The following is a 25166-nucleotide window of genomic DNA, read 5'->3' as shown; positions in this document are numbered from 1 at the left end:
GATATCGATGCATACTAACAGAATCTGAAAGGAAGATATTAACGCGCCCCTGCCAGAGATTAAGAAACCGCACATCTGGAGGGGATCATGAATCTCGCACGATTGAGCGAGCGTATTTTCGAGCTTGATGGAGGCCACAAGGCCTTCGATTTCGGCGCTTTCGAGATCCGGTCTGCCTTCCAGCCTGTCTATGCCATCAACAATAATGCAGGGATGCTGTATGGCGTCGAGGCGCTGGCCCGTCCGATCTACAAGGGCACGCCGATCGAGCCGCTGGACTTCTTTGCGCGGCTGCCCGCACGTGACCGGTTCATCGCAGACTGGGCCTGCCTTTATCTTCATCTTTCCAATACGGCAGCCTGGCAGCTCGGCAATACGACCCTTTTTGTCAATCTCCTGCCCGGCTCGTGCGTATTCACCGATGAAATGCTGACAGGGCTCGACCGGTTCGCTGGAATGGTCCGTGAGCAGGGGCTGAAACCGCAGAATCTCGTTTTCGAGATCACCGAGCAGGAAGGCGGCGACAAGCAGGCCTTGCAGACGGTAACAGACAAGTTGCGGGCGCTCGACTTCCGGATGGCGATTGACGATTTCGGCGTCGGCAGTTCGGACCTGATGCGCGTGGTTGCCCTGAAGCCGGACATCGTGAAGATCGATGCAGGCTGGTTCCGCCGCATGATGGAGGGCGAGGACACGCGCCAGTTCGCTCACCAGATCATCATCAAGCTGCATGAGATCGGCGCGCACCTCCTGTTTGAAGGCGTCGAGACGCCGCGTGAACTGCACTGGGCACGTGAATGCGCCGGCTCGCTCATTCAGGGCTGGCTGTTCGGCAAGGCGACGCACATGGAAGGTGCGACCCGGGCGGCAGCCGTCGACATGCCGGCGTCACAAGGAATTCAGAAAAAGCGAGCCTGAAGCGGTCAGGGCGTGGGCAGGGTTTCTGCCAGCCGTCCACCCATGCGGATGGGTTCGACCCGCCGGGCAAGCCCGGTCGCATCGTCTGTTTCCACGAACACGCCGCAGAGTGTGCCCTCGCCAAGTGCAGGGGCATAGCGCTCGCCCGGCAGCTGGGTGGCGAAGCGGTTGATGGAATTGTCCTTCTTCATGCCGATGACGCTGTCATAGTCACCGCACATGCCCGCATCCGTCTGGTAGGCGGTGCCGTGTTCAAGCACCATCAGGTCGGCTGTCGGGACATGGGTATGGCTGCCGACGACAAGGCTGGCGCGCCCATCGCAATAATGACCCATCGCCATCTTTTCGCTGGTCGCCTCGCAGTGCATGTCAACGATCAGTGCATCCACCGCGACACCGAGTGGCATGGAGTCCAGCGCGGCGTCGGCATGATTGAACGCGTTTTCAAGCTGCTGTTTCATGAAAACGTTGCCCTGAAGCTGCACGACGCCGACGCGGCGCCCGTCATCAAGGACGAAGACATGCGCGCCCTTGCCTGGAGCATTCGCTGCCTCCGGGTAATTCAGCGGGCGCAGCAGGCGCGGCTCACGCTGGATGAAGGTGAGCGCCTCGCGCTGGTCCCAGGCGTGATCGCCAAGGGTCAGGCAGTCGGCTCCAGCCTGGAAGAACTCGCTGGCAATGGATTCCGTCAGCCCGAAACCGCCTGCGGCATTTTCTCCATTCACGACGACGAAGTCGAGGCTCAGGTCACGCCGCAGGCCTGGCAGGTGTTCCAGCACGGCCGCGCGGCCCGGTTTCCCAACGACATCTCCGAAATAGGCAAATCTCATGATGGCCCTGATATGCGCTTCATTGTGACAAAAGAAAAGGCGCGCCGGTGCAGACTGACCGGCGCGCCTGATTTGCAGCCGTGGTGCGGCCTAGTTTTCGTGCTTCGCCGAGAAGCCGAGATAGTCCTTCGTCAGCATGCTCGGATCCTGCATGGTGGCGAGCGTTTCAGCTGACAGCGGTTCTTCCGGATCGACCTTGATGGTCAATGTGCCCGGGTCCGTGATGAAGGATGAAACAGCGCTCGACAGCTCGCTGATGAGCGTCATGTCGACACCGCTGCCCCCAGCCATGGCCGGGGCCATCTGGACCATTGAGGCGGCCTGTGAGCGCATCTGCTCAGGGTCCTGCCCGGACTGGGCGGCAAAGGCATTGAGAACGCGGTCGACAAGGCCATCATCGGCAATCGCAAGCTCAACCCGGTAGAAATCGAGCTCGTTCAGGGCGTTCTGGAAGGCTTGCGGATCAGGCTCTCCGCCTTCAGCCATGTTCTCGAAATCGAGCGCACCGGCGGCCTGTTTGCTGTAGGCGGCATAGCCACCGAGCCTGGAGCCGAAGGAGAATTTCGCGCCGTCCACGATCTCGAAATAGTTGTCATCGGCTTCCATGCTGATGATGTCTTCCTCGGGATCATAATCGGCGGTGCCTGCGCCCTTCATCTCGACGCTTTCATAGCCGACCATGCTCAGTGCCTGGGCCAGTCCTGCACCGGCTTCACCGCCTTCCGGGTCGGCATCGAGTGTCATGGTGAAAGGCTTGGTGACGTATTTGACCGGCTGGCCATCATTATTGCGCTCGATCACGGCATCAAGCGACGGCATCTTGAAGCTGGCGCCAGCCGCATCGAGGGAGAAGTCATCCATGGCAAACTGGTCATAACCAGGGTCCATCGGCTCCTCGTAGGCGGTCTTCATGATGGCTTCCATCATGGCTTCCTCGTCACCGATGTTCTCCTGAACGGCCCCAAGGAAAGCCAGGTCCAGGCCGGAGACGCTGAGAGAACCGAGGTTCATGTTGACCGGTACTTCTTCGCCGTCTTCTTCAGCCGTGAAGTTGAAGGCGAAGTTGTTCAGCATTGCGCGCTTGGCCTTCTGGTCAGCCAGGTCACGTACTTCGAACTTCTCAAGCGAGAATGTGCCTTCGCCGTCAGTGTCGGCGATGTTGGCGGAGACATTGCTGACAGCCCAGGAAGCAAAGCCGAGTTGAGCGGCTTCCGGGAACGGGGCCGGTTCGCCCTTGCCGAGGCTGCCGGCCAGCCAGGCTGCCAGTTCCGGGGTCGGGTTGAGAATCTCGACATTGGCAACACTGAGCGTATTGTCCTCATTCTCGGGGTCGGCGACGCTGATGTCGCTGAGGCTCATCTTGGAAAAAGAGGCCTTGTCATCGACCATGTCGAGGCCTTCGAACTCCAGCGTGCCTGCGGTAACCGTGCCATCTTCGCCGGTCACGATGGTGACGTCCGAGAAAGTGGCCTTGGCGCCATCGACTGACTTGTTGCCGTACTCGACGATGCCATCGCCCGAATTCGTCAGCGACATGGCGGTGATGACAGCGCCGGCTTCAGCCGGATCGCCATCGCGAAGTGTGATGTCGCCTAGCGGTTCCTCGCCTGGGCCGCCGGAAGATTGTCCGCAGCCGGCGATCATCGCAACGGCTGCGACGCCGCAAAGAAGGTGTTTCATGGTTTGGGTTCCCCTACACTATATCAAAAGGCTAGATTCGATTGCGCCACGAGTCGAGGGATATCATGATTGTCGATAAAAACCAGACCATGATACTGACGTCCCCCTGCGGCATGGATATCCCTGTTCGCATTCAGGTCAATCCGCGTGCCCGCCGCATTATTTTGAGGCTCGACGAGAAGCGCCGGGAAGCTGTTGTTGTTGCGCCATCAAGGCGGCACATGAAGGCTGCCGCGCGGTTTGCGCATGAGCGTGTTGATTGGGCTGCGGCGCGCCTGCGCCAGATGCCGCCGGAAGTCATCATGGGCGATGGCCAGACCATACAGCTCCGGGGGCGTGACTGCCGCCTCAGTTGCGCGGGAGAGGGGCGGCGCGCCAGCCTTGACCAAGGCGAGCCGCAAGTTCTCAACCTGCCGGGCGATGCCGGGACACTGGGCCGGCGGGCGGAACGTTTCCTGCGACGCATGGCAAAGGACGAGTTGGCCCGGGCGGTTGACCGCTATTGTGCTGCCCTGAGCGTGGACGCCAGGCGCGTGACGGTCAAGGACACGCGCTCACGCTGGGGTTCGTGCACATCCGATGGCCGGCTGGCCTTTTCCTGGCGGCTGATAATGGCGCCGCCCGAGGTGCTGGAGTATGTCGCCGCACACGAGTGCGCGCACCTCTTGGAAATGAATCACAGCTCGCGTTTCTGGGCGCATGTCGCGCGGTGCAGGCCGGACTGGAAGAAAGAGCGCGCCTGGCTGAGGCGGCATGGGGCCAGCCTTCACGCCGTCAGCCTTTAGATTTCTCGCTTTTTGCCTTTTCGGTTTTCGGCTTGCCCTGCTTTGGTTTCTCGCTGGAAGTCTTCGTGCTGCTGTCGCTTTCGCTGGACGGTTCTGCGTCCTTCTCACGCGCAGGGGTTGTTGGTTGCTGGTCCGGCGCGAAGCTGATGATTGTCGCGCCTTCGCCGCCGCGGGCTTCCCGCGCTGGGCCTAGCAGGACCATTGTCCCGTCCGGGCGGATTTCGGCGACGAGATCGCCTTTTGGCCGTTCAGAGAGATATTGCTCGAGCGTGTACTTGTCGGTGAGGCGTGTGCGCGAGAAGGTCCAGCCGCGATACTGGTCGCGGATCAGGCCGTCATAGGTACGTCCACGCCGGATCAGGGTGCGCCCGCGTGCAGCAGAGCCGACAGATTTCTCATCGACTTCGTCTCCTTCCGAGAGGGACAGCTGGTACACGCGGTGGCGGCCGACTTCCGGGGCGAATTGATTACAGACCAGTGCATTGTGAGAGTCGTTGGTCGAGAGGGCGACGACCGTATCGAAGCGGGCATGGTCGAGCTTGATTTCGGCATCTTCGGAGAGAACCTCGCCCAGGAAGGTGTCGAGCCCGGCTTCGCGCGCAGGCCGCAGGCGGCGGTAGTTGCTGTCTGCCAGGATGACATCGACCTTGCTGGCCTTGAGGGCCTTGGCGAACTCGATACTCCAGGAATTTGCCCCGACCAGCAGGAGGCCGGGCTTTTCCGCACGGGCCAGGCCGAGCCGGCGGGCAAGCGGGCCAATCGTGAAACCGTGCAGCACGACGGTGGTGAACACCATGGCAAAGGCTAGCGGCACGATCTGGTCGGCCCCGGAGAAATAGAACCGGCCTTCGCGTGAAAGGTCGACGAGCAGCGACCCGAACAGGCCTGAAACGGCGACGGCCACGATGCCGCGCGGAGCAATCCAGCCGAGTAGCAGCGCTTCCTTGCGGCTGAGCGTGCCGAACGTGGCAATCCAGACCGCCAGCGGGCGGACCACGAAGAGCATTGTGATGAGGAAGAGCAGCGTATTGATATTGAGTGCAGAGCTTATGATCTGCGGCGTCAGGTCTGCTGTCAGGATGACGAACACGCCCGAGACAAGCAGGACGGCAATATCCTCCTTGAACTTCCTGAGTTCCGAAAGATCCGCCAGGCGGGAATTGGCCAGCGTCATACCGTAGGCGGTGACAGCCACCAGGCCTGTCTCGTGCTCGACCTGTTCGGAAATGGCGTAGCACAGGATGATCGAGGCAAAGATCAGCGGAGCCTTGAGGTATTCAGGCGTCCAGCCGGCCCGGAATGCACGCGACATGGCAAGCCCGAAAGCGATCCCGAGCAGGATGCCGAAACCCGCCGCAGTCAGAATCCACATCCCTGCCCAGAAGGTCGAGTCGCCCTGTGAGGCGACGCGGACAATCTCGAAGGCGGCGACAGCGAAAAGCGCACCGATCGGGTCATTCACGATGCCTTCCCATTTCAGGAACTGGGCGGGGCGGCCGGCCAGCTTCGACTGGCGCAGGAGGGGCATGATGACGGTCGGGCCGGTCACGACCATGACACCGGCGATGACGATTGCGCTCGCCCAGTCCAGCCCGGCGGCATAGCGTGCAGCCAGTGAGCCGAGGACCCAGGCCAGCGGGCCGCCGAAGAAGACCATCCGGCGCACCGCAGCGCCCGCATCGCGCAAATTCTCGAATTTCAGGATGAGGCCGCCTTCGAAGAGGATGACCGCCACACACAGGGAGACGATCGGTCGCAAGAGATCCCCGAAGGTTTCGGAAGGGTCGAGGAGGGGTTTGCCGAAGATGATCTGCCAGAGGGGGCCGGCCGCAAGCCCGGCAAGTGCCATCAGCACGATGGCCGGAGCCTGCAGGCGCCATGCGAGCCATTGTGCGCCGAGACCGAGCGCCCCGATAAGGGCGCAGGCGAAAATCAGGCCTTCAGAGCCTACAGCCGCGAGAGGAAGATGAAAATCTGGCATGTGTCGTGATTACCGCTACGGGGGCTGCTCAGGCGTTGGCGCTATCTGTTTCACGCGAGAAATCGAAGCCAATCTCGCGGGTCCCGTATTCCCCCTGCTGATATTGATCAATCCTAGACTGAAACCAGTTCAGCACGTGCTGATAGACATATTCAAACAGTTTTATGGAATCGTCGCCCGTCAAGGGCAGGTCGAGTTTGAAGGATTCCCCACCCTGGATATCGAGGATGAGGTGCTCACCGATTTTCTGGCATTGCATGGTGACGCGGATCCAGTCCGTGGCGCGGGTCACACGTACGGCAATGCCGAAAGCGATGGGCCCAAGCGGACGGAAGCCGCGCGGGGCCACGGAAAATGCATTGTCACCATAGGCTTTCGGCTGGAACTCCCCCTGCGGCGGTACGAGTTGCACACACACGCCATCCGAGGCGCCAAGATGGTCGCACAGCCCGGCACGAAGTTCTTCGGCAAGCTGGCGCACGCGCGCATAATTCTCGGCGGCGAGCGCCTGATAGGTCTCAACAGTGTCTGTCAGCTGATCAAATCGCGACATCCAGCACTCCTTCACCCAACGCGGGACCGGTAACACCTAGTCAATCCACCGGTCAAAAACCAGCCGGAGATGCGAAAATCGCTGACTTGTCAGGCTGTGTGGCCAATCTTCTGGCGGGGGAGGCTTTCCACGGTCGAGATGGAAGCATCGATTTCTTCAAGCGATGGGCGCAGGTGGACGGGCAGGCGCGCCCGGGCCATTTCGAGCGCGGTCAGCGGTGCCATGCCGCTGTCATGCGCGGAGATGAGGGTGCCGATCGTTTCCATGTATTGCATCTCTTCATCCACAACCTGGCCGAACCGCGCCGCGATCGGGCCGACAAGGCCATAGGCAAGGAAAACGCCGAGGAAGGTGCCGAGCAGGGCTGCCGCAATCATCGGGCCGATCACATCCGGCGACTGGTCGATGGCGCTCATCGTCTTGATGATGCCGAGCACCGCTGCGACGATCCCGAGCGCGGGGAGAGTATCGGCCAGCGTGTTCAGCGCGGCCACTGCGCGGTGACGGTTTTCTGCCACTGTGGAGATGGAATCCCGCAAATGGGCCTGGATGGGGGACGGGCCGCCGGGATTGAGCGAGAGCAGGCGAAAGCTGCTGGTAATCATGCTGACGGCTGGTTCATCTGCGGTCAGTTTCGGCCGGTTGGCGAAAACGGGCGAGGCCAGCGGTTCCTCGATGTCAGCCTCGATCGCAACAAAACCGCCACGCCGGGCCCGGCGCATCAGGTCATGCATCCCTGTCAGGAGGTCGCTATAATCCTGTCGTGTCCATTTCGGGCCGCGCATGGCCTGTCCGATACCTTTCACGGCGGCACCTGCAATCTTCGGGGAGTTGCCAATCAGCAGCGTGCCGGCGGCGGCGCCGCCAATCAGGCCAAGCTCGACGGGCAGGGCTTCGGCAATGGCAGGGCTTCCGCTGAAAGCGAGCGCGCCAACAACGACGATAAAGACAGTCAGAAGGCCGATAATCTGGGTCATTCACGTCCCGGTTTGACAGGTTTCAAGGGATGATCATGACAGGCTGGGCTTACAATTAGGTTTCCATATGGGCGGAAGCCTGAAATTTATCCGCAGTGCTTGATCTTTCTCCGGGCCGGGCCGATGAGAGGGCATGAGTGTTGAATCCTCCCCGCAGTTCGGACAGGACAGACCCGACCGACGCGGGGCCTTCCGGCTCCTTTTCTTTGCGCTGCTGGCGGTTGGTGCGGGCAACACCATGCTGGTCAGCGCGATCCTGCCGCCGCTGATCCGCGACCTTGGTCTGCCGGACTGGATGGCCGGGGCGATTTTCTCGCTCTCGGCAGCGATGTGGGCAATCTGCTCATCCTTCTGGGGGCGCAAGAGTAATGATCTCGGCCGACGCCGTGTCGCCGCGATCGGCATGCTTGGCTTTTCTGTTTCCATGCTCCTTTTCGGGACGTTCGCTGCCCTGGCCATGGCGGGGTATATCAAGAGCGCGCTGGTCGTTTTTGTCTGCCTGCTCTGTTCGCGCACCCTTTTCGGGCTTATCGGATCGGCGACCAATCCGGCTGCACAGGCCTATATTGCCGACCGCACCCGGCGAGAGGACCGCACGTCCGAAATCGCTTCCCTGACATCAGGCTTCAGCTTCGGGGCGGTTGCCGGGCCTGCCTTCGCAGCCGCCGCCGGGGCCGTCTTCGGCCTTCTCACGCCTGTCTTCATGATAAGCGCGATTGCCGCGGTAATGTCCTTCCTGATCTTTACGCGCCTGCCGGAGCACACGCCTCCAAAGCGTGAAGCGGGGCTGAAACGCGGGGAGAAACGTGAAGGTGACGGCCTGTGGCGTGACCCGCGCGTCCTGCCCTACCTCATATTCGCGGTGCTTCTGTCCATTGTGACGGGCGTCCTGATGCAGACATTCGCGTTCGCCATCATGGACAAGATCGAGGTTGGCGGGGCCGAGGCTATGCAGTTCACGGGTCCAGCCTACACGGTCGGGGCGACAGGCACGCTGATTTCCCAGCTCGTGCTGATCCCGCGCCTGAAGATGACCAACCGGACCCTGATGATCTGGGGCGCGCTTACCCTGTCGCTCGGGGCTTTCCTGATCGTGCCGACGCGTGAATTTGCCGTTCTGGTGCTCGCGCAGTTCTTTGTCGGTATCGGGCAGGGGCTCGCCCGGCCAGGCTTTTCAAGCGGGGCATCGCTTGCTGTCGGATCAAGCCTTCAGGGTAATGTCGCAGGGCTCGTCATCTCAGCGAATGGCATGGGCTTTATTGTCAGCCCGTTCTTCGGGCCGTGGATGTACGAGCACGTTCACCCCTTCGCGCCCTTTATCGGCGCAGGGCTGATGCTGCTCTTCATGGCCGGCTTTGCCCGTCTCGTCTTCCCCGCTAACCAGGTGATGGAAGACGATCCGGACGACCGGCCAGAGATCTACGACTAACCTGCCACGTTCAGCACGGCCTGAAGCGCGGGTTTCGAGACATATCCGTCCGCCGTCATGCCATTGGCCTTCTGGAATTCCTGCAACGCGCCACGCGTGCCGCTGCCGACAATGCCGTCGACGGGCCCGGCATCATAGCCAAGCTGGTTCAGCGTGGCTTGCAGCGTCTTCACCTCGCTGCCGGTAAGGCGCGGAACGTGTGTCGGCCATGAAGCGACAGGGCCGTATTCGCCGCGCAGGCCATCGGCGAGAAGCCCGACGGCAAGGGCATAGGAGTTGGAGCGGTTATAGGTCTTGAAGACGCTGAAATTCTTGAACAGCAGGTACTTCGGCCCCTGTGCGCCAGCCGGAAGCCAGAGCTCGGCATAGGCCCCGTCGCCCGGCTCGAAACCGCCACCGCGTATGGGGGAGAGACCGAGGGCTTTCCAGGTCGAGAGACGGCGATCATTGCCGTCGGCATAGGACCAGTCGAAATTCGCCGGGGCGAGAACCTCGGTCCCCCAGGGCTGATCCAGGGAATAGCCGGACTGCGAAAGATAATTGGCTGCAGAGGCCAGGGCGTCCGGGGCGTATGCCCAGAGATCGGCTTTGCCATTGCCGTCATAGTCCTGGGCATAGGCGAGATAGGTGGTCGGCATGAACTGGGTCTGTCCCATCGCGCCTGCCCAGCCGGACCCGAGCTGTGCGCGCGTCGCGTAACCGTTCTCGACAATCTTCATGAGCGCGATCAGCTGGCTCTCGGCAAAGCTGCGCCGGCGGCCCTCGACGGCCATGTTGGAGAGTGTGTTGGCCGCATCATAGTCGCCGATATACGACCCGTAATTGGTTTCCATCGCCCAGATGGCAGCGATAACTTCGCGGTCGACGCCATAAGCCTGCTCCAGCCGGTCGAAGACGGGGGCAAGCTCTGCCAGTTTCGTCTGGCCGGTCTCGAAACGGGCAGTCGTGACGGCCGTACGCAGATACTCCCAGATTGCCTTGGCAAACTCGGCCTGGTCCTCGACCCCGGTCTGGGCGACATCCTCGTCTTCACTGAGATAGAGGGGCAAGGGTGAAATGCCTTCCAGTATGGCAAAGACGACCGCCGGATTGCGGCCTTCTACGCGCGCACGAGCGGAAAAGTCTTCGCGCCACTGGTTCATTTCAGTGTGGCGGGTCGGTGTGAACGGACCGGTCGGACCGCTGAGGGCGGCAGCGTCAGGATCCCCGGTCGGGTCACCGGGCACGGGCCCTGCAGCCGGGGTGGGTGTCTCTTGCACCTGTGGGTCTGCCGTTTGTGCTGCCTGTGGCTCAGGCTGAGGGGCAGGCGATTGAGCTGGCTGCTCTGGCTTGGGCGAAGGCGTGGGAACAGCGCCTGTTGATGTGGCGGGTGCCTGTGGTGTCGCTGCACAGGCGCCGATCAGCGCACTGAGAGCAGAAGCCATTGCCCAGCGGTGAGGCGTCGAGCTCGGTTTGGTCATTTCAGCAAGTCCTTTGCCATGAGGGTGTGTCTGCAACGTTGACTCTGCATGGGGCATTGAGTATTTCCGCGCCCTTACGAGTTTCCAGAAATCGCAGGGTCCGTCCCATGAAAGTCAAATCCTCCATTAAAGCCCTGAAGTCGCGTCATCGCGATTGCAAGGTGGTGCGCCGCAAGGGCCGTACTTACGTCATCAACAAGACTGACCCACGCTTTAAAGCAAAACAGGGTTAATCAAGATATGAATGCGTGCAGTGCGCGGAGGTTTCCCCCGCTTGGCTGAACGCATCATCCTGTTCGACCTGGGTAATGTCGTGGTGGACTGGGATCCGGTCTACCTTTACCGCAAGGTTTTCGACAGCGAAGACGAAGCGCGCCGTTTCTGCGGCGAGGTCTGTACGATGGCCTGGCATGTCGAGCATGACCGGGGTCGCTCCTTTGCCGAGGGCGCCCGGCAGCTGAAAGCGCTTCATCCCGAATATGCTGCTGAAATCGACGCCTGGCACGGGCGCTGGTTCGAAATGTTCGACGGGTATGTCGACGGCGTTCCAGAGCTCATCAAGCGCCTGGACGAGGCTCAGTACCCGCTCTACGGGCTATCCAACATTTCGCATGAAATCTGGCCGGGGATGCTCGAGCATTTCCCGCTTATCCGCCGCCTCCGCGATGTTGTGGTGTCCGGCGAGGAACGCCTCATCAAGCCCGACCCGGCGATATACGAGATCGCACTGAACCGTATGGGCAATCCCGATCCGGCGCAGGTCTTTTTCATTGATGACAGCGAGAAAAACATTGAAGCCGCCCGCCGCCTCGGCTTCCGGGGGCACCACTTCCGTTGCGCCGGAGAGCTTGAAGCCGCGCTGGTCTCTGAGGAAATTCTCTAGGAACTGCCGCGCGATTACCGCAATCGGGCCTTGCCGGGGCCACCTATAGCCTCATACTTGAACGCATGATCAAAGCGCTCGCCTTTGCCAGCCTTGTCCTCGTCAGTGGCCCCGATCACGGGCCGAGCGACGAGATGTTCGAGGAATTGAAGAACGCCCAGACCGAAGAGCAGGCGACAAGCGTTGCACTCGACATATGGTCGGCCTGGATGGAGAGCGGGTCTGCGGCCGCCGATCTCGTCATGGAGCGGGCTGTCACCGCGCAGTCGAATGGCGACCTGGAGCTTGCCCGTGAACTGTATGATCGGGTTATGTCAATCCAGCCGGACTATGCTGAAGCCTATAACCGCCGGGCCTCGGTTTTCCTGCGCGAGGAAAAGATGGCCGAAGCCCTTCGCGATGTGAACAAGGCGCTTGAACTGGAGCCACGTCATTTCGGCGCCTGGACCGGGCTTGGCCGGGTGCTGGAGGAACTGGGCGCGAGCAAAGAAGCGTTGGAAGCCTATCGTGAAGCCCTCAAGATTCATCCGACATTGGGGCCTGCGAAATCAGCAGTTGCGCGACTCGAGAGAGAACAGACCGGGACAGGGCTTTGAAGCTGACAGTGCTGCTTCTCCTGCTGGTCTTGATGGCTGCCGGCCTTGGGGCTTGTGTGCACAGTGCCGTATACACGGATCGCGTGGAAAATCGCTGGCCGCCAATTGGTGAACAGGTGGATGTGAACGGTGTTCCGGTTCATGTCATCAAGGCGGGAATGGATGGGCCGGTCGTCCTGATGATTCATGGAGCCTCGGCCAATGCGCGGGAGTTCACCTTCACACTCGCGCCGCGGCTTTCAGAAAATCACCAGGTCCTGATGGCTGACCGGCCCGGGCACGGCTATTCGGGCCGTCCAGAGGATGGTGAGGAGCTCGGTGTGCAGGCCGCCCAGATGGCAGGTGCGCTCAGGGCGCTCGCGCCGGACCAGCAGGCCGTAGTGGTCGGTCACTCATATGGTGGATCGGTCGCCTTGCGCCTGGCGCTCGATCATCCGGAGCTGGTTAAAGGTCTCGTCCTGCTTGCGCCGACCACGCATGACTGGGGCGGTGGCGGGATTGCCTGGTATAATGGCCTGGCCGGACCACCTGTTCTGGGGCCGGCCTTTTCCCAGTTCGCCCCGATTGCCGGGCCAGGGGCGGTAAAGAGCGGGATTGATAGCGTCTTCGATCCGAACGATGCCCCGGAGAATTATTATGAGAATAGCGGGCTCGGACTGTTGTTCAGGCCGCCGGAATTCCGTGCCAACGCCAAGGACATGAATGCTCTGCGTGAGGAGCTTGCCGCGCAACAGGACAGGTATCCTGAACTCGACATGCCGGTCATCCTGTTTTCAGGGGCGCAGGATACCGTCATCGATCCGAAGCTTCACGCCGGGAAGATCAAGCATCAGGTCGGGGACTTCACCCTCGTGCCCCTCGCAGATAGCGGCCACATGCCCCATCATGACAATGGCGCAGAGGTGGCCGATGCGATCCGCAATCTTGCAGCGCGTGAAGGCGATCAGTCTTCGTAATCGACCAGTCCGCTGGCCCGGCCCATGATATGGAAAAGCTCATTCTGCTCGATCACGCCGCGCACCAGCTCGGCACCTGGGCCGCTGGCGAATACCGGGACATCCTCACCGGCATGGGTCTCTGAGCCCATGAAGACGTGGGATTGCTGCTGGTAGTCCTTGTCGGTGGTATCAGTGCTGGTGATGTCCTTGCGGGCGCATTCCTCTTCGCCCGGCGCGCAGGCGGTCTCGCCATTGGCATAACCAAGTGTGGTGTAGGGCTTCCCGTCATCGGCGCGCGCCATGCCGCCGGGGCCATAGCCGACCTTGCCGAGAATCGGATTGCCCCGTGCTGGATACCCCGCAATTGTCATCGTGTGGGAGTGGTCCGCCGTGACCATGATCAGGGTATCCTCGGTGCTGGTCATCTCAAGCGCAGTGGCGACCGCCTGGTCCAGTGCATCGGTGTCGCCAAGCGCGCGCGCGGCATTGACGCCGTGATGGGCATGATCGATCCGGCCGCCCTCTACGAGCAGAATATAGCCTTCATCCTCACGCGATAGACGGGTAATGGCGGCGCGTGTGAGCTCAGAGAGCGAAGGCTCACCGGCAGTGTCATTAGCACGGTCCAGTTCATACTGCATGTGGGAGGGCTGGAAGAGGCCAAGGACGCGCGCGCTGCTGGCAAAATCGGTCGCGTCAAAGCTTGTCCTGTCGGTGATGTAGACATGATCGGATGATTTTGCTGTCCAGCCGTCGATCAGGTTCTCGCCATCAACGCGTGCACCTGCCGGTTCTCCTGTTTCGGGATCGTTGATGCTGGCCGGCATGAAGGGTGCGCGCCCGCCGCCAAGCACGACCTCGAAACCGTCACCGGCTGGCCAATCGATGAGCTGGCTGGCGATGTCGGTGCAGTCGGTTTCGCCGACTTCGCGGTCGTCCTCCCAGTTGCGGTTGGCTGATTCCGAATAAGTTGCAGCAGGTGTGGCGTGTGTGATGCGAGCAGTCGAGACGATGCCTGTGGCCAGGCCGGCCTTCTCGGCAATCTCGAAGATCGAATCCGTGCCCTGACCCTGCGCGGAGGCGCAATTTCCATAGGCGACACCCTGGCGCAGGCCAAGCGTGCGGGAGGCCGTCTTGACGCCGCTCATCATGGCCGTGGCGGTGGAGGCGGAATCGGAAACCTGGGCATCATGGCTGTAGGTCTTTGAAAAGGCCGACCAGGGCAGGCTTTCCATTGTCAGGCGATAACTCTCCCCATCCACGCCACGCTGCTGGCCTGCATAGATCCGTCCCGCTGTGATGGTGGAAACACCCATGCCGTCGCCGACGAAGAGAATTATGTTTTTCGCCTTGGGTGCGAAATCTGCCCCTGCGCGTTCGCTGACGCTGGCAGAAGCGGATGTGTAATAGGAGTCGCCAGCCTGCTGCGGCTTATAGGCTACACGTCCAAGGCGGCTGGCCCCGTTATCTGTATCCGTCACAGCCGACGCAGAGGCCTCCTGCGCGGGCGTGGGCGCGGTGGATGTCTGGGTGGTTGTTGCGCAGGCGGCAAGCGCGAGCGCACTCGTCATGGACAGGAAAATGGTTCGCATTGGATCCTCCCTCGGAAACTGGATGGCTATTCGGCACCCCTAATGGCGTCCTGTAACCGTTTTGCTTCAGACCGGCGTCTGTTTCTACGTACACCCCCTTGCGATAGCCATATACCGAACAGGATGAGCGCAGCGCCGCTGCCCTGAATAGCGCTGAGTGGTTCATCGAAAAGCTGCCATGAGATGGCGGCAGCCACGACCGGCTGGATCAGCACGACAATTCCGGCCACCGCTGCGGGGGTGCGGCCCAGCCCGGCAATGATGAGGCCCTGTCCGCCAACCTGTGCGGCGAGTGCCAGGAAAAGCGGAGCGCCAAAGCCTGCCAGCGTGGCGGGCAGGAAGGATTCGCCGGAAATCATCACCAGAACCGCTGCGGCGCAGGCCTCGACCACGGTCAGCCAGAAGATCGCATCCATCGCGCCCATACGGTTGCGGGCCAGTTTCGAGAACAGCATGTAGCCCGCAACGAGGAAAGCTGCGCCGAGCGCCATCAGGTCGCCGCGAATATCGCCCTTGCCGCCGGGCTCTCCACCGAGTGACAGGGCCGCAGCGCCGCAGAAGGCGACAAAGACGGCGGCAAACCAGACCGGCTTTGGCTTCTCCTTGAAGAACAGCCATGCGGCGAAACCGACGCATATATTGCCGAGGTTCACAATAAACGTGGCGTTGGCCACGGTCGTCACCGTCAGCGCCCAGTGCCAGAGCCCGATGTCGAGCGCGAAGAAAAGCCCGGCAAGCACGCAATAACGGTTGATCCGGGCGGGCATACGCCGCTCGATACCGATAAGGATGATGAACAGGAACGGGATTGCAAAGAGAAAGCGCCAGAAGGCGATCGCCTGCGGGCCCAGCGCATCCAGCCCGAACCGCATCCCGATCGGGGCCAGCCCGATAAGGCTCCCCCCGGCCAGCAGAAGCAGGGGGCCGATCCAGGCGCGGGCCGACGGCAGGGGGATATCCTTGTCAGTCATATGTGCTTCACACTCCGGCCATGCGGCGAACCTGATCCGCCGATAGACCGTCCGCCCTCAGGGCGGCAATACTTTGTGATGCAAAGCGTTTGGCAAGCCGTTTGCCATCCGGGCCCATAACAAGTGCGTGGTGGGTATAGACAGGCTGTGGCCAGCCCATAAGCTTTTGAATCAGCACGTGAATATGCGCTGCTTCCGCCAGGTCGTTGCCGCGGATCACATGCGTGATGTTTTGCAGCGCGTCATCATGGGTGCAGGCGACATGATAGGCGGTTGGTGAGTCCTTCCGCGTCAGGTTGATGTCACCGTGCAGGTCGGGCCGGGCCTTGATGATCTCGTGATGGCCCTCAGGTGTGACGAGATCGAAGGCAAGCTGGTGATAGCCGGCCCCAAGATACTCGCGGCACTTCTCCAGCGAGAGCCGCCAGGTGTATGACGCGCCTTCATTCATCCGGCGGGCTTCTTCTTCAGGCGGGAGGGGCTGTCCGGCAAAAGGCGTGCCGGGCGGCAGGCCGGCTTTGGCCTGCTCCGCGGCAATGTCGCTACGGCTCCGGAAACAGCGATAGGTCAGCCCCAGCGATGTGAGGTATTCGACGACGCTGTCATATTCAACGAAGTGCTCTGACTGGATGCGGACTCCACTGTCCCACTCAAACCCCAGCCAAGCGAGATCCTCAAGTATGGCGTCAGTGTATTCCGGCTTGCAGCGGCCCTGGTCGATATCCTCGATGCGCAGCAACACCTTGCCCCCGGCTTGGCGCGCGGCTTCCCAGACATGGAAGGCAGACGCAGCATGGCCGAGATGAAGGCGCCCGGTCGGAGAAGGGGCAAAGCGGGTTACGAAATCAGTCACGCAACCCGCCTAGCAAATGCATCAGGCGCTGACACCTGTTGGCATGGGGCAGGAGACACCAGTACCGCCGATGCCGCAATAGCCATTCGGGTTCTTGGCCAGGTATTGCTGGTGATAATCCTCGGCATGGTAGAACTTATCGAGCATCCCGATTTCTGTCGTGATCTGGCCACGTCCCGACTCGCCCAGCGCTTTTTCATACGTGTCCCTGGACGCTCTGGCGGCATCGAGCTGCTCCTGCGTGGTGGTGAATATGGCCGACCTGTACTGCGTGCCGACATCATTACCCTGTCGCATGCCCTGCGTAGGGTCATGGCCTTCCCAGAAGGCTTTCAGGACTGTGCTGGTCGAGACTTTTGCCGGGTCATAGATGACACGCACCACCTCCGTATGTCCGGTTTCGCCTGTGCAGGTCTCTTCATAGGTCGGGTTCGGTGTCTCGCCCCCGGCATAGCCGGCCTGGGTCAGCCAGACCCCATCCATCTGCCAGAAGATACGTTCCACCCCCCAGAAACAGCCCATGCCGAGAACGATCTCCTCATAACCCTCAGGTCTCTCAGCCTTGAGAGGCCTGCCGCTCACGAAATGGGTTTCAGCGGTAGGGATCGGCGTGTCGCGGCCGGGCAGGGCCTTGCCCTTTTCCGGCATGGGGGCAGGTTTTCTGGAGAAGAACATGAACCTCGTCCTTTCATCATTTCTTGGGCTGGATATGGGGTGTATGCAGCTGATTAACAATCACGGGCTTGCGGAGACCATCACGCTTCCGTTATAGAGCGCCACTTCTGCGGAGAGGTGGCCGAGTGGTCGAAGGCGCACGCCTGGAACGCGTGTAGGCGGTATCCCCGTCTCCAGGGTTCGAATCCCTGTCTCTCCGCCAGTCTGTTTGGGCCTGCCAGGCCGCCATTTCCTAAATCCGGTATTGATGACCCCGAGGGGGGGAGTGACCAACGTCTGGCATCTTCCAGGTGCATGGTTCAAAAAAGCAAGATGCGTGAACCGCCGTGCATGCGGGCGCAGTGCGACATGTCACTCTTAATATATGAGCGGAAAATGTGGCTGGCATTGCCCGTTGACGAGCAGGGGTTGGTGCCATATCAACCCGCCTTCCGATCCCTGTGCCCAGGTGGCGGAATTGGTAGACGCGCACGGTTCAGGTCCGTGTGTCTCACGACGTGGAGGTTCGAGTCCTCTCCTGGCACCATTGCTTTTTCCGAGACAGTCCGAAAAGCTCCATAAAACCTTCTAAAATAGGCATATTTAGGGGCTGACTTCGCTTTTGTTGTCCGATGGGGTGCGATGCGGCGTGTTGGTTAAGGGCGGGGCTAATCGACCAGTTCGCGTAGTTTGGCGATGAGATAGGCTTCACGTGTTACGCCGGTCTTGGCGAAGATGCTTTTCAGCTGGCTGTTTACCGTTGTTGTGCTGACCTGCCGGGTCCGTGCGATCTCGGCGCGGGATTTGCCGAGCAATATCTCCTGCGTCACGCGTTCTTCCGCTTCCGTCAGGCCGAATGCCTTACGCAGCAGGCCACGCGGTGTGAGGCGTGTTTTCCTGAGCTTCGGGATCACCACGGCCCGGGGGCTGAACTGCATGGCCCATTCGCGTTTGGGAAGACGCACGACATCGACGACAAGTGGGTCGCCATCATTCAGTCCCAGAACGATCGAGAAATTTCGAGCCGGGCTGTCCCCGGTTTCGACTGCGGCTGCGATGGCGCGTTGCAGTTCGTTATTGCCGCGCTGTTCGGAAGTGCAAAGTTGACCCCTCGAAAGCGTGAACGGCCCGGTGGAGGCGACAATCTCTTCCGCGGCAGGGGTCATTGCGCGGACCATGCCGATGCCGTCGAGCACAAAGGCGGCGATGCTCATGGCCTCGAATGTGCCCGCAAGGAGCTGGGCTCCCTGATGATCGAGGGCTACCTGCATGTGCAGGGCATTTCGGGCTAGTGGCGCAGCCTGTCTGAACATCTCCAGCTGTTCAGGGGTGGTCCTGTCGGCGCGTAACGTAGCCAGTCCGACGAGGCTGCGTTCGTCCAGGGCCAGGCTGGTCTGGACCCCGTGGCGCATGCCGTGCCGCTCAATCCGTTCCACATAGCTCAGGGACGGAAGACGGTTGATGATCCTGTCATAGGCGCGTTCATCGATGATCTCGCCATCCGAAGCATAATGGCTGGCAATGATCCGGTAATTCGTGCTGGGGTCATGAAGCGCCGGGTCGAGACCGAGTTCCTCCACCTTCCCGGATCCGTTCGAGATCCAGTTGAACATGATCCTTGAGGGGCCGCCGAGACCGATAAGCTGCGCATGCGGCGCGCCGCATGCATCGGCCAGCTGGCTGAGGGCGGGCATCCAGTCCGCTGGTGACAGCGCTGCTTCGTCAAAAGCCCGGGCAAGTTCAGCGTGTTTCACCTGAACAATCCTTCTATCCTAGGCTGTCCAGAATAGGCAGGCAGGCCGCTGGCTCAAGCCCCTGACGCATCCCTGAAGCGTGCCCCCAGAGCGATTGACTCCTGGGGTGGGTGGCCTTCTCATCCATCGAGCAACCGGAGGAGACAAGGCCATGGCGGAGCGCGGCAGGATCCGTATCGGGATTGGCGGGTGGACCTATGCACCCTGGCGGGGCGTTTTCTATCCGGATGACCTTACCCAGAAGCGGGAGCTGGAATATGCAAGCCGGGCGCTCTCCTCGATCGAGGTGAACGGGACCTATTATCGTTCACAGAAGCCGGACACGTTCCGCAAATGGCGTGATGAGACCCCGGAAGACTTCGTTTTCGCCCTGAAAGGCCCGCGTTATGCAACGAACCGTAAGGTGCTCGCCGAAGCTGGCGATTCTGTCGCGCGTTTCATCGATAGTGGTGTGACGCTTCTGGGGGCACGCCTGGGGCCAATAAACTGGCAGTTCATGGCCACCAAGACATTCGAGGCTGAAGATTTCGAGGCTTTTCTGGAGCTCCTGCCGGGCGAGGCAGATGGGGTGAAGCTGCGTCATGCCGTTGAAGTGCGTCATGAGAGCTTCTGCATACCGGCGTTCGTCGCCCTTGCCAGGAAGTATGGCGTGGCCGTCGTCACGGCCGCCGACAGTGACTTTCCGCAGCTCGGCGATCAGACAGGTGATTTCGCCTATCTGCGGCTTATGGGCACGCAGGCGGGACACAAGGCGGGATACCCCTCCAGGGACCTGGACAGCTGGTCTGAAAGGCTTGCTGCGCTCGCCGCTGGCGACGCGCCTGATGGACTGAGGACCGTTTCCGAGCCGGGAAGCCCTGGCAGGCGGGATGTGTTTGCGTACTTCATAAGCGGAGAAAAGGTCCTGAACCCGCTAGCTGCGAAAGCGCTGATGGCGCGCACAGGCTAGTCCGCGCAAAAAAAGGCCGGGCGCAGTGCCCGGCCTTCTTCAGAAAAATCAGGTTCAGGCCCTACGGCTTGTCATAGGTGAGGATGCCCCAGTTGAGCCAGCCGGACTTGCCGCCATCGACCCATGCGGCGAGGCCTTCGATCATGCGGTCGGCGTACTCGTCCGATACAACGCCTTTTAGTTCGTCGCGGCGTGACATGAGTTCCTCACGCACGCGGCCGTAGTGCGTCGGCAGCGCATCAGGCAGCATCTTGCGGGGCCCGACCGTCAATCCGAGGTCTTCGGCTGCCTTGTCGTAGAAGTCGACAGAGCCGAGGCTTGGAAGGTGGATGCGGTCATAGACAGGCTGGAGCTTGTCCTTGGGCGCATCCGGGTCCTGGAGGATGTCGGTGAAGATCAGCCGGCCACCCGGCTTCAGGATGCGGGTGCATTCCTCGATGATCTTCTTCCGGTCAGCCCCGTGCAGGAAAGAATCCTGGCTCCAGACCACGTCGAAGGACTCATCCTTGGCCGGTACGTCGTCAAAGGAGCCGTGCAGCACCTCGATCCTGTCATTAAGGCCCGCAGCTTCATTCTTCTTGCGGTTCAGCTTGTTCTGCGTCTCGGAAATATTGACGCACACGACTTCCTTGGCGTCCGCCTCTTTCACCAGATACCGGGCCGAGCCGCCATACCCTGCGCCCAGGTCGATGATGCGGGCAGCCTTGCCGGCCTCGCCCATCATATCCGCCATGGTCTCAACGGTGCGCTTGCTGGCCGGGGCGATCGGCTCATCCGGCGTCTTGTACATGCCGACGTGGATGTCTTCGCCGCCCCAGATGGTGAAATAGAAACGGTCGGCGTCGTCGCTGTCATAATAGGCTTCAGCGACGGCAATATCGTCCTGTTGGCTCATTAGTACGTTTTCTCCGCAACCTGGATGTAGAAGTCTGGCTGTTCCTCGCCGAAATCGGCCTGGAAGTCGCCATAGGTCTTGATCTCCCTGAAGCCGGCTTCGTTGAGCAGCTGCTTCACGTAACGCTGGCGAAGCGGGAACATGTTGAGATTGTAGACCGAGCCGTCCGGGAAGCTGTAGCGGAAGCGGGCCAGGCCATCATCGACATATTCCGGCTCGGCAACGATGTCCTTGCCGCAATAGTAGAACTGGTGCTTGGTCGAGAAGTCATTGTCGAGGATCGCATCGTAATTGCGATGGTCGATGATCAGGATACCGTCATGCTTCAGCGCTGCGTAGAATTCAGCCAGCGCCCGGCGGCGATCCATCTCGTCGTGGATGTGGGTGAAGGAATTGCCCAGACAGATGATCGCGTCGAACTTGCCCTTGATATCCTTGTTGAGCCAGCGCCAGTCGGCCTGGGTCGTCTTGAGCACCTGGCCGCGGTCACCGGCATTCTCGAATGCTTTCATCAGCATTTCGGCAGATCCGTCGACACTGGTGACATCAAAGCCTTCTTCCATGAGGCGGCAGGAGTGGAAGCCTGTGCCCGTGGCGACGTCGAGAACCGTATGCTTGCCGCGCTCGCGCAGCAGGTCGACGAAGAACTGGCCTTCGCCCTTGGCGCGGCCATCCCAGTCGATCAGGGCGTCCCACTTGTCAACGAAGCCCTCGATATACTCCTCACGATAATGGCCTGTCTCGCGTACGGACAGCGGATCATCGCCATAATCCTGTTTTGTATCCATTGCAGTTTGAGAGCCAGACATGGATGCCATCTTCTCTCCTCCTCGCATTCGAGTTGTCGGGGTGAGGCGGGTCCTTGCGTCTTTCGCAATAGCCCTTGCTGCCAGTGTCACCGGCTGCGTGCCTCACGATTGTGTCAAAAGCCGCATATTGCGCGGTTGTCGGCTGCGTGCCGCGGCTACCAAGTCTCAAATCTAGGTCGAAAGGTCAAAGTATTTAAGGCCGGAAACAGGGGCGCAATTTTGCGAAATAACACGCAAAACGTGTTTGCCTCTGAAATGCACGCCATTTATGCGACAAAAAAGTCTTATAAAACAACGCTATTAAGGGGCGGTGCGTAAAACAGGGAACTGCTTTCGCTGTGCGCAGCTGCGAAGAAAGAATTTTTCATGTCAAAGCATTTCTGCTCAGAGATTGGGCACAATTCCGCTGCGGAACCCATAATCCGGGGCCCGAAGGTATCTATCTGTCAGCCGGATCGGCGCCCAGTCCAAGTTCTTCAAGCACCTGGTCAGTATGTTCTCCCAGCCGTGGGGCCGGGCTGATATCGCGGGACCGGACGCCTGCGAAACGCAAGGGGGGCTGGACTTCCCAGTATCCGCCTTCGCTCGGATGCTCACGGCGCTGGAAAAAATTCACCGCCTTCAGGTGCGGGTCCTGCTGGACCTCTGAGATATCTGTCGCGTTGGCGCAGGGAATGTCGGCGGCGCCGAGCTTCGCCAGCAGGTCGGCCGTCGTGAAATTCACGAAATGCGCCTGTATACGCGACATCATGTAGGGCTGGTTGAAGAAGCGGCCCTTATAGTCATTGATCCGCTCGTCCTCGAGTTCTTCGGGCGCGCCGATGACATCGAAGAGCGTTATCCAGCGATGATCAACATAAGGCGCGATGACGATCCAGCCATCCTGTGTGCGCACGGGCTGGCGGGAATTGTCGACCTGTCGCTGATAGCAGTGCGGGCCGACTGGCGGATCGAAGGCGGCTTCGTAGAAGTGCTCCTCGAAGAGGAAGCTGGTGACGCACTCGAACATCGGCACCTCGACATGGACGGCTTCGCCCGTGCGGTCGCGGTGATGCAGGGCGGCCAGGGTCGCGTGCGTGGCGTGCAGACCGGATACCTTGTCGGCAAAGGCAGTCGGCAGGAAGCGTGGTGCCTCGTTGCCGTCGACGCGCGGCAGCAGGCTGGTCGCCCCTGACAGGGCCTGGATGAGATCATCATAGGCCGGCCGGCCCGCATATGGCCCTTCCGATCCGAAGCCGAGGCAGTGCACATAGACAATGTCCGGCTTGATCGCCTTCACCTCTTTGAAGGTCAGGCCCAGCCGCGCGACCGCGTCGGGGCGGATATTGTGGATAAAGACATCACTGTTCTCGATCAGCTTGCGGATCGCCGCCTTTCCCTGATCCGATTTCATGTCCCAGACGACCGAGCGCTTGCCGCGGTTCATGGTCAGGTGGCATGGGCCCATGCGCTTGTTTTTCGCGGGCTTGCCGACATTTCGGAAGTCATCGCCCTTGGGCGGTTCCAGCTTGACGACGTCCGCCCCCATGTCGGCGAGCGTCTGCGTGCAATAAGGGCCGAAGATCACCGTGGTCATGTCGGCAATGCGGATATCAGAGAGCAGCGTGGAACCTGGCATGGGCTTTAAGTCCTCCTTCTGGCGCCTATTCAGCAAGCCCGGACGCATTCGTAAATATCAAGGCGCGCTTACCGTCGGGGCAGGGAGATTTTCTTGACTTCGGTGAATGGCCGCGCCACCAGCCTTCGGTCATGGCGAAAGTGAAAATCTGCGGCCTCCGGGACGAGGCGATGCTGCGTGTGGCCGCTGAGGCTGGGGCAGACTGGGTTGGCTTTGTTTTTTTTGCGAAATCCGTGCGCGCTGTGGATGTGAAGACAGTTGCGCGCCTGCCGCACTATCCTGGCTGTACGCCGGTTGCCCTGCTCGTCGATGCCGATGACCGGTTGATCGACGAGGTGGTTCAGGCGGGGATTTCCACGCTCCAGCTGCATGGCCGGGAAAGCCCGCAACGGGTTGAGGAGATCAAGAAACGCACGGGCGCCGAGGTCTGGAAGGCGCATGGGGTTACCAGTGCCGGCGATCTTGCAGCCCTTGAGGCATATACGGCTGCCGACCAGTACCTGCTGGATGCCAGACCGCCGCAAGGCAGCGATGTGCCAGGCGGGCACGGCCGCCCGTTTGACTGGTCAGTCCTTGACGACTGGCAACCCTCGACGCCGTGGATTCTCTCTGGCGGACTGGATGTGGACAATGTTGCCGGTGCCATTGCTGCAACCGGTGCAGTTGCGGTCGATGTGTCCTCTGGAGTCGAGTGCCAGAGAGGCGTAAAGGATGAGACCTTGATCGCCAATTTCATCGCTGCTGCAAAGGCCGCCGGATAGGAAAGCCAGATGAGAAACAGCCTTGAGTGCGATCCAGCGCGCAACGAAGTGAAGCGGGAATCAGAATGAACAAGCTCAATACATGGGACCAGTGGCCCGACGAGAAGGGCCGTTTTGGTGAGTTTGGCGGGCGCTATGTCGCTGAAACGCTGATGCCGCTCGTGCTCGAGCTCGAGGATGAGTATCGCGCCGCCAAGAAGGACCCGGCCTTTGCGGCTGAGATGGATGACCTCTGGAAGCACTATGTCGGCCGGCCATCGCCGCTCTATCATGCCGAGCGGATGAGCGCGCATTTCGGCGGCCCGAAAATCTATTTCAAGCGCGATGAACTCAATCATACCGGCGCGCACAAGATCAATAACTGCCTCGGCCAGGTCCTGCTCGCCATGCGGATGGGAAAAAAGCGGATCATTGCCGAAACGGGTGCTGGCCAGCATGGCGTTGCGACGGCAACCGTCTGTGCCCGCTTCGGTCTTAAATGCGTCGTGTTCATGGGTGCGACGGATGTCGAGCGCCAGAAGCCGAATGTTTTCCGTATGCGGATGCTGGGGGCCGAGATCGTTCCTGTCTCGTCCGGCACGGGCACACTGAAAGATGCGATGAACGAGGCGCTGCGCGACTGGGTCACCAATGTCCACGACACATTCTACGTGATCGGCACGGCCGCTGGGCCACACCCTTATCCTGAGCTTGTACGCGACTTCCAGTCCGTCATCGGGCAGGAAGCCAAACGCCAGATCATGGAGCGTGAGGGGCGCCTGCCGGATGCCGTGATGGCCTGTATCGGCGGCGGCTCCAACGCGATCGGCTTGTTTCACCCCTTCATCGAGGATGAGGGAGTGCGGCTTGTAGGTGTGGAGGCATCAGGCCACGGGATCGAGACCGGTGAGCATGCTGCCGCGCTGAATGGCGGCGTACCCGGCATCCTGCATGGCAACCGGACCTATCTGTTGCAGACCGATGACGGCCAGATCATCGATGCCCACTCGATTTCTGCCGGTCTGGATTATCCCGGGATCGGCCCGGAACACGCCTTCCTTCGGGATACGGGCCGGGCGGAATACCTGACGTGTACGGACAAGGAGGCGCTCGAAGGCTTCCAGCTCTGCACCCGTCTTGAAGGCATCATCCCAGCGCTGGAACCGGCGCATGCGATTGCCCGCCTGGGCGACGTCTGCGAGAGCATGGACAAGGAGGACATCCTGATCATGAATCTCTGCGGCCGCGGCGACAAGGACATCTTCTCGGTCGCTGAGCATCTGGGAATGGAGATTTAGGCG

Annotated in this window: 24 protein-coding genes and 2 tRNA genes; 12 read left to right on the top strand and 14 right to left on the bottom strand. The window is 60.8% G+C overall.

Annotated features, from left to right (window positions below; all coding sequences use genetic code 11):
• The first annotated feature begins 87 nt into the window (after positions 1–87).
• Positions 88–918, top strand: a complete 831-nt coding sequence (locus Q1K31_RS04910) for an EAL domain-containing protein (protein ID WP_300377332.1) — start codon at positions 88–90, stop codon at positions 916–918.
• A 5-nt stretch (positions 919–923) separates the two neighbouring features.
• Here Q1K31_RS04910 and Q1K31_RS04905 read toward each other — a convergent pair whose 3' ends face one another.
• Together Q1K31_RS04905 and Q1K31_RS04900 are read right to left on the bottom strand one after the other, a co-directional pair.
• Positions 924–1748: a TIGR00282 family metallophosphoesterase gene (locus Q1K31_RS04905; RefSeq protein WP_300377330.1), complete on the bottom strand. Its 825-nt coding sequence runs from the start codon at positions 1746–1748 to the stop codon at positions 924–926.
• A 90-nt stretch (positions 1749–1838) separates the two neighbouring features.
• Positions 1839–3428, bottom strand: a complete 1590-nt coding sequence (locus Q1K31_RS04900) for a hypothetical protein (protein WP_300377328.1) — start codon at positions 3426–3428, stop codon at positions 1839–1841.
• 65 nt (positions 3429–3493) lie between these two features.
• Here Q1K31_RS04900 and Q1K31_RS04895 point away from each other — a divergent pair, with 65 nt between their 5' ends.
• On the top strand, positions 3494–4213 hold the full coding sequence (locus Q1K31_RS04895) for a M48 family metallopeptidase (protein WP_300377326.1): 720 nt from the start codon (positions 3494–3496) through the stop codon (positions 4211–4213).
• On the opposite strand, the gene Q1K31_RS04890 is transcribed toward Q1K31_RS04895, so the two are convergent.
• The 3 genes from Q1K31_RS04890 to Q1K31_RS04880 form a co-directional block, all read right to left on the bottom strand.
• A complete protein-coding gene (locus Q1K31_RS04890; RefSeq protein ID WP_300377324.1) occupies positions 4203–6194 on the bottom strand; it encodes a sodium:proton antiporter in 1992 nt (663 codons plus the stop codon). The genes Q1K31_RS04895 and Q1K31_RS04890 overlap by 11 nt on opposite strands.
• A gap of 28 nt (positions 6195–6222) precedes the next feature.
• Positions 6223–6747, bottom strand: a complete 525-nt coding sequence (locus Q1K31_RS04885; protein ID WP_300377322.1) for a hypothetical protein — start codon at positions 6745–6747, stop codon at positions 6223–6225.
• An 89-nt stretch (positions 6748–6836) separates the two neighbouring features.
• A complete protein-coding gene (locus tag Q1K31_RS04880; protein WP_300377320.1) occupies positions 6837–7724 on the bottom strand; it encodes a motility-associated protein in 888 nt (295 codons plus the stop codon).
• A gap of 133 nt (positions 7725–7857) precedes the next feature.
• Between Q1K31_RS04880 and Q1K31_RS04875 the strand changes: the two genes are divergently transcribed.
• Positions 7858–9153 (top strand): MFS transporter, encoded by a 1296-nt coding sequence (locus Q1K31_RS04875; protein ID WP_300377318.1) that lies wholly within the window; start codon positions 7858–7860, stop codon positions 9151–9153.
• Here Q1K31_RS04875 and Q1K31_RS04870 read toward each other — a convergent pair.
• Complete coding sequence (locus tag Q1K31_RS04870) at positions 9150–10613, bottom strand: lytic murein transglycosylase (protein ID WP_300377316.1); 1464 nt, start codon at positions 10611–10613, stop codon at positions 9150–9152. The two genes, Q1K31_RS04875 and Q1K31_RS04870, sit on opposite strands and share 4 nt — an antisense overlap.
• 107 nt (positions 10614–10720) lie before the next feature.
• Between Q1K31_RS04870 and ykgO the strand changes: the two genes are divergently transcribed.
• From ykgO to Q1K31_RS04850, 4 genes are all read left to right on the top strand, one after another.
• Positions 10721–10846, top strand: a complete 126-nt coding sequence (gene ykgO / locus Q1K31_RS04865) for a type B 50S ribosomal protein L36 (protein WP_300377313.1) — start codon at positions 10721–10723, stop codon at positions 10844–10846.
• 41 nt (positions 10847–10887) lie between these two features.
• Positions 10888–11496, top strand: coding sequence for an HAD family phosphatase (locus tag Q1K31_RS04860; RefSeq protein ID WP_300377311.1), 609 nt, complete (start codon positions 10888–10890; stop codon positions 11494–11496).
• A 65-nt stretch (positions 11497–11561) separates the two neighbouring features.
• Positions 11562–12092, top strand: coding sequence for a tetratricopeptide repeat protein (locus Q1K31_RS04855; protein ID WP_300377309.1), 531 nt, complete (start codon positions 11562–11564; stop codon positions 12090–12092).
• Complete coding sequence (locus Q1K31_RS04850) at positions 12089–13048, top strand: alpha/beta hydrolase (RefSeq protein ID WP_300377307.1); 960 nt, start codon at positions 12089–12091, stop codon at positions 13046–13048. The genes Q1K31_RS04855 and Q1K31_RS04850 overlap by 4 nt, the downstream gene beginning before the upstream one ends.
• On the opposite strand, the gene Q1K31_RS04845 is transcribed toward Q1K31_RS04850, so the two are convergent.
• The 4 genes from Q1K31_RS04845 to msrA are packed head-to-tail and all read right to left on the bottom strand — an operon-like array spanning position 13036 to position 17121.
• Entirely contained in the window at positions 13036–14622 is a 1587-nt protein-coding gene (locus Q1K31_RS04845; RefSeq protein WP_300377305.1) for an alkaline phosphatase, read from the bottom strand. The genes Q1K31_RS04850 and Q1K31_RS04845 overlap by 13 nt on opposite strands.
• A gap of 26 nt (positions 14623–14648) precedes the next feature.
• Positions 14649–15593, bottom strand: a complete 945-nt coding sequence (locus tag Q1K31_RS04840) for a DMT family transporter (protein WP_300377303.1) — start codon at positions 15591–15593, stop codon at positions 14649–14651.
• Between the two features lie 7 nt (positions 15594–15600).
• On the bottom strand, positions 15601–16446 hold the full coding sequence (gene gluQRS / locus Q1K31_RS04835) for a tRNA glutamyl-Q(34) synthetase GluQRS (RefSeq protein WP_300377301.1): 846 nt from the start codon (positions 16444–16446) through the stop codon (positions 15601–15603).
• Positions 16447–16467: 21 nt separating this feature from the next.
• Positions 16468–17121 (bottom strand): peptide-methionine (S)-S-oxide reductase MsrA, encoded by a 654-nt coding sequence (msrA, locus tag Q1K31_RS04830; protein ID WP_300377300.1) that lies wholly within the window; start codon positions 17119–17121, stop codon positions 16468–16470.
• Between the two features lie 111 nt (positions 17122–17232).
• Between msrA and Q1K31_RS04825 the strand changes: the two genes are divergently transcribed.
• A tRNA-Ser gene (locus tag Q1K31_RS04825) sits at positions 17233–17323 on the top strand.
• 240 nt (positions 17324–17563) lie between these two features.
• Positions 17564–17647: transfer RNA gene (locus Q1K31_RS04820), tRNA-Leu, on the top strand.
• A 121-nt stretch (positions 17648–17768) separates the two neighbouring features.
• On the opposite strand, the gene Q1K31_RS04815 is transcribed toward Q1K31_RS04820, so the two are convergent.
• Entirely contained in the window at positions 17769–18854 is a 1086-nt protein-coding gene (locus tag Q1K31_RS04815; protein WP_300377298.1) for a helix-turn-helix transcriptional regulator, read from the bottom strand.
• A gap of 151 nt (positions 18855–19005) precedes the next feature.
• Here Q1K31_RS04815 and Q1K31_RS04810 point away from each other — a divergent pair, with 151 nt between their 5' ends.
• Positions 19006–19803 (top strand): DUF72 domain-containing protein, encoded by a 798-nt coding sequence (locus Q1K31_RS04810; protein ID WP_300377296.1) that lies wholly within the window; start codon positions 19006–19008, stop codon positions 19801–19803.
• A 61-nt stretch (positions 19804–19864) separates the two neighbouring features.
• Here Q1K31_RS04810 and Q1K31_RS04805 read toward each other — a convergent pair whose 3' ends face one another.
• From Q1K31_RS04805 to Q1K31_RS04795, 3 genes are all read right to left on the bottom strand, one after another.
• Positions 19865–20698, bottom strand: a complete 834-nt coding sequence (locus Q1K31_RS04805) for a cyclopropane-fatty-acyl-phospholipid synthase family protein (RefSeq protein ID WP_300377295.1) — start codon at positions 20696–20698, stop codon at positions 19865–19867.
• Positions 20698–21516, bottom strand: coding sequence for a class I SAM-dependent methyltransferase (locus tag Q1K31_RS04800; RefSeq protein WP_300377293.1), 819 nt, complete (start codon positions 21514–21516; stop codon positions 20698–20700). The genes Q1K31_RS04805 and Q1K31_RS04800 overlap by 1 nt, the downstream gene beginning before the upstream one ends.
• A 430-nt stretch (positions 21517–21946) precedes the next feature.
• Positions 21947–23125 carry a CoA transferase gene (locus Q1K31_RS04795; RefSeq protein WP_300377291.1) on the bottom strand — a complete coding sequence of 393 codons (1179 nt, stop codon included), beginning with the start codon at positions 23123–23125 and terminating at the stop codon, positions 21947–21949.
• A gap of 131 nt (positions 23126–23256) precedes the next feature.
• Between Q1K31_RS04795 and Q1K31_RS04790 the strand changes: the two genes are divergently transcribed.
• Together Q1K31_RS04790 and trpB are read left to right on the top strand one after the other, a co-directional pair.
• Positions 23257–23886 (top strand): phosphoribosylanthranilate isomerase, encoded by a 630-nt coding sequence (locus Q1K31_RS04790; protein WP_300377289.1) that lies wholly within the window; start codon positions 23257–23259, stop codon positions 23884–23886.
• A gap of 65 nt (positions 23887–23951) precedes the next feature.
• Positions 23952–25163 (top strand): tryptophan synthase subunit beta, encoded by a 1212-nt coding sequence (gene trpB, locus Q1K31_RS04785; protein ID WP_300377287.1) that lies wholly within the window; start codon positions 23952–23954, stop codon positions 25161–25163.
• The last annotated feature ends 3 nt before the right edge of the window (positions 25164–25166 follow it).

It is taken from the genome of Henriciella sp. (assembly GCF_029936995.1).
Lineage (GTDB): Bacteria > Pseudomonadota > Alphaproteobacteria > Caulobacterales > Hyphomonadaceae > Henriciella.
This window is presented reverse-complemented; position numbering and strand designations above follow the sequence as displayed.

Coding starts and splice junctions, on each gene's coding strand:
- Q1K31_RS04910 (WP_300377332.1), top strand. CDS start 88: ATGAATCTCGCACGATTGAGCGAGCGTATTTTCGAGCTTGATGGAGGC.
- Q1K31_RS04905 (WP_300377330.1), bottom strand. CDS start 1,748: ATGAGATTTGCCTATTTCGGAGATGTCGTTGGGAAACCGGGCCGCGCG.
- Q1K31_RS04900 (WP_300377328.1), bottom strand. CDS start 3,428: ATGAAACACCTTCTTTGCGGCGTCGCAGCCGTTGCGATGATCGCCGGC.
- Q1K31_RS04895 (WP_300377326.1), top strand. CDS start 3,494: ATGATTGTCGATAAAAACCAGACCATGATACTGACGTCCCCCTGCGGC.
- Q1K31_RS04890 (WP_300377324.1), bottom strand. CDS start 6,194: ATGCCAGATTTTCATCTTCCTCTCGCGGCTGTAGGCTCTGAAGGCCTG.
- Q1K31_RS04885 (WP_300377322.1), bottom strand. CDS start 6,747: ATGTCGCGATTTGATCAGCTGACAGACACTGTTGAGACCTATCAGGCG.
- Q1K31_RS04880 (WP_300377320.1), bottom strand. CDS start 7,724: ATGACCCAGATTATCGGCCTTCTGACTGTCTTTATCGTCGTTGTTGGC.
- Q1K31_RS04875 (WP_300377318.1), top strand. CDS start 7,858: ATGAGTGTTGAATCCTCCCCGCAGTTCGGACAGGACAGACCCGACCGA.
- Q1K31_RS04870 (WP_300377316.1), bottom strand. CDS start 10,613: ATGACCAAACCGAGCTCGACGCCTCACCGCTGGGCAATGGCTTCTGCT.
- ykgO (WP_300377313.1), top strand. CDS start 10,721: ATGAAAGTCAAATCCTCCATTAAAGCCCTGAAGTCGCGTCATCGCGAT.
- Q1K31_RS04855 (WP_300377309.1), top strand. CDS start 11,562: ATGATCAAAGCGCTCGCCTTTGCCAGCCTTGTCCTCGTCAGTGGCCCC.
- Q1K31_RS04845 (WP_300377305.1), bottom strand. CDS start 14,622: ATGCGAACCATTTTCCTGTCCATGACGAGTGCGCTCGCGCTTGCCGCC.
- Q1K31_RS04840 (WP_300377303.1), bottom strand. CDS start 15,593: ATGACTGACAAGGATATCCCCCTGCCGTCGGCCCGCGCCTGGATCGGC.
- msrA (WP_300377300.1), bottom strand. CDS start 17,121: ATGTTCTTCTCCAGAAAACCTGCCCCCATGCCGGAAAAGGGCAAGGCC.
- Q1K31_RS04810 (WP_300377296.1), top strand. CDS start 19,006: ATGGCGGAGCGCGGCAGGATCCGTATCGGGATTGGCGGGTGGACCTAT.
- Q1K31_RS04805 (WP_300377295.1), bottom strand. CDS start 20,698: ATGAGCCAACAGGACGATATTGCCGTCGCTGAAGCCTATTATGACAGC.
- Q1K31_RS04800 (WP_300377293.1), bottom strand. CDS start 21,516: ATGGCATCCATGTCTGGCTCTCAAACTGCAATGGATACAAAACAGGAT.
- Q1K31_RS04795 (WP_300377291.1), bottom strand. CDS start 23,125: ATGCCAGGTTCCACGCTGCTCTCTGATATCCGCATTGCCGACATGACC.
- Q1K31_RS04790 (WP_300377289.1), top strand. CDS start 23,257: ATGGCGAAAGTGAAAATCTGCGGCCTCCGGGACGAGGCGATGCTGCGT.
- trpB (WP_300377287.1), top strand. CDS start 23,952: ATGAACAAGCTCAATACATGGGACCAGTGGCCCGACGAGAAGGGCCGT.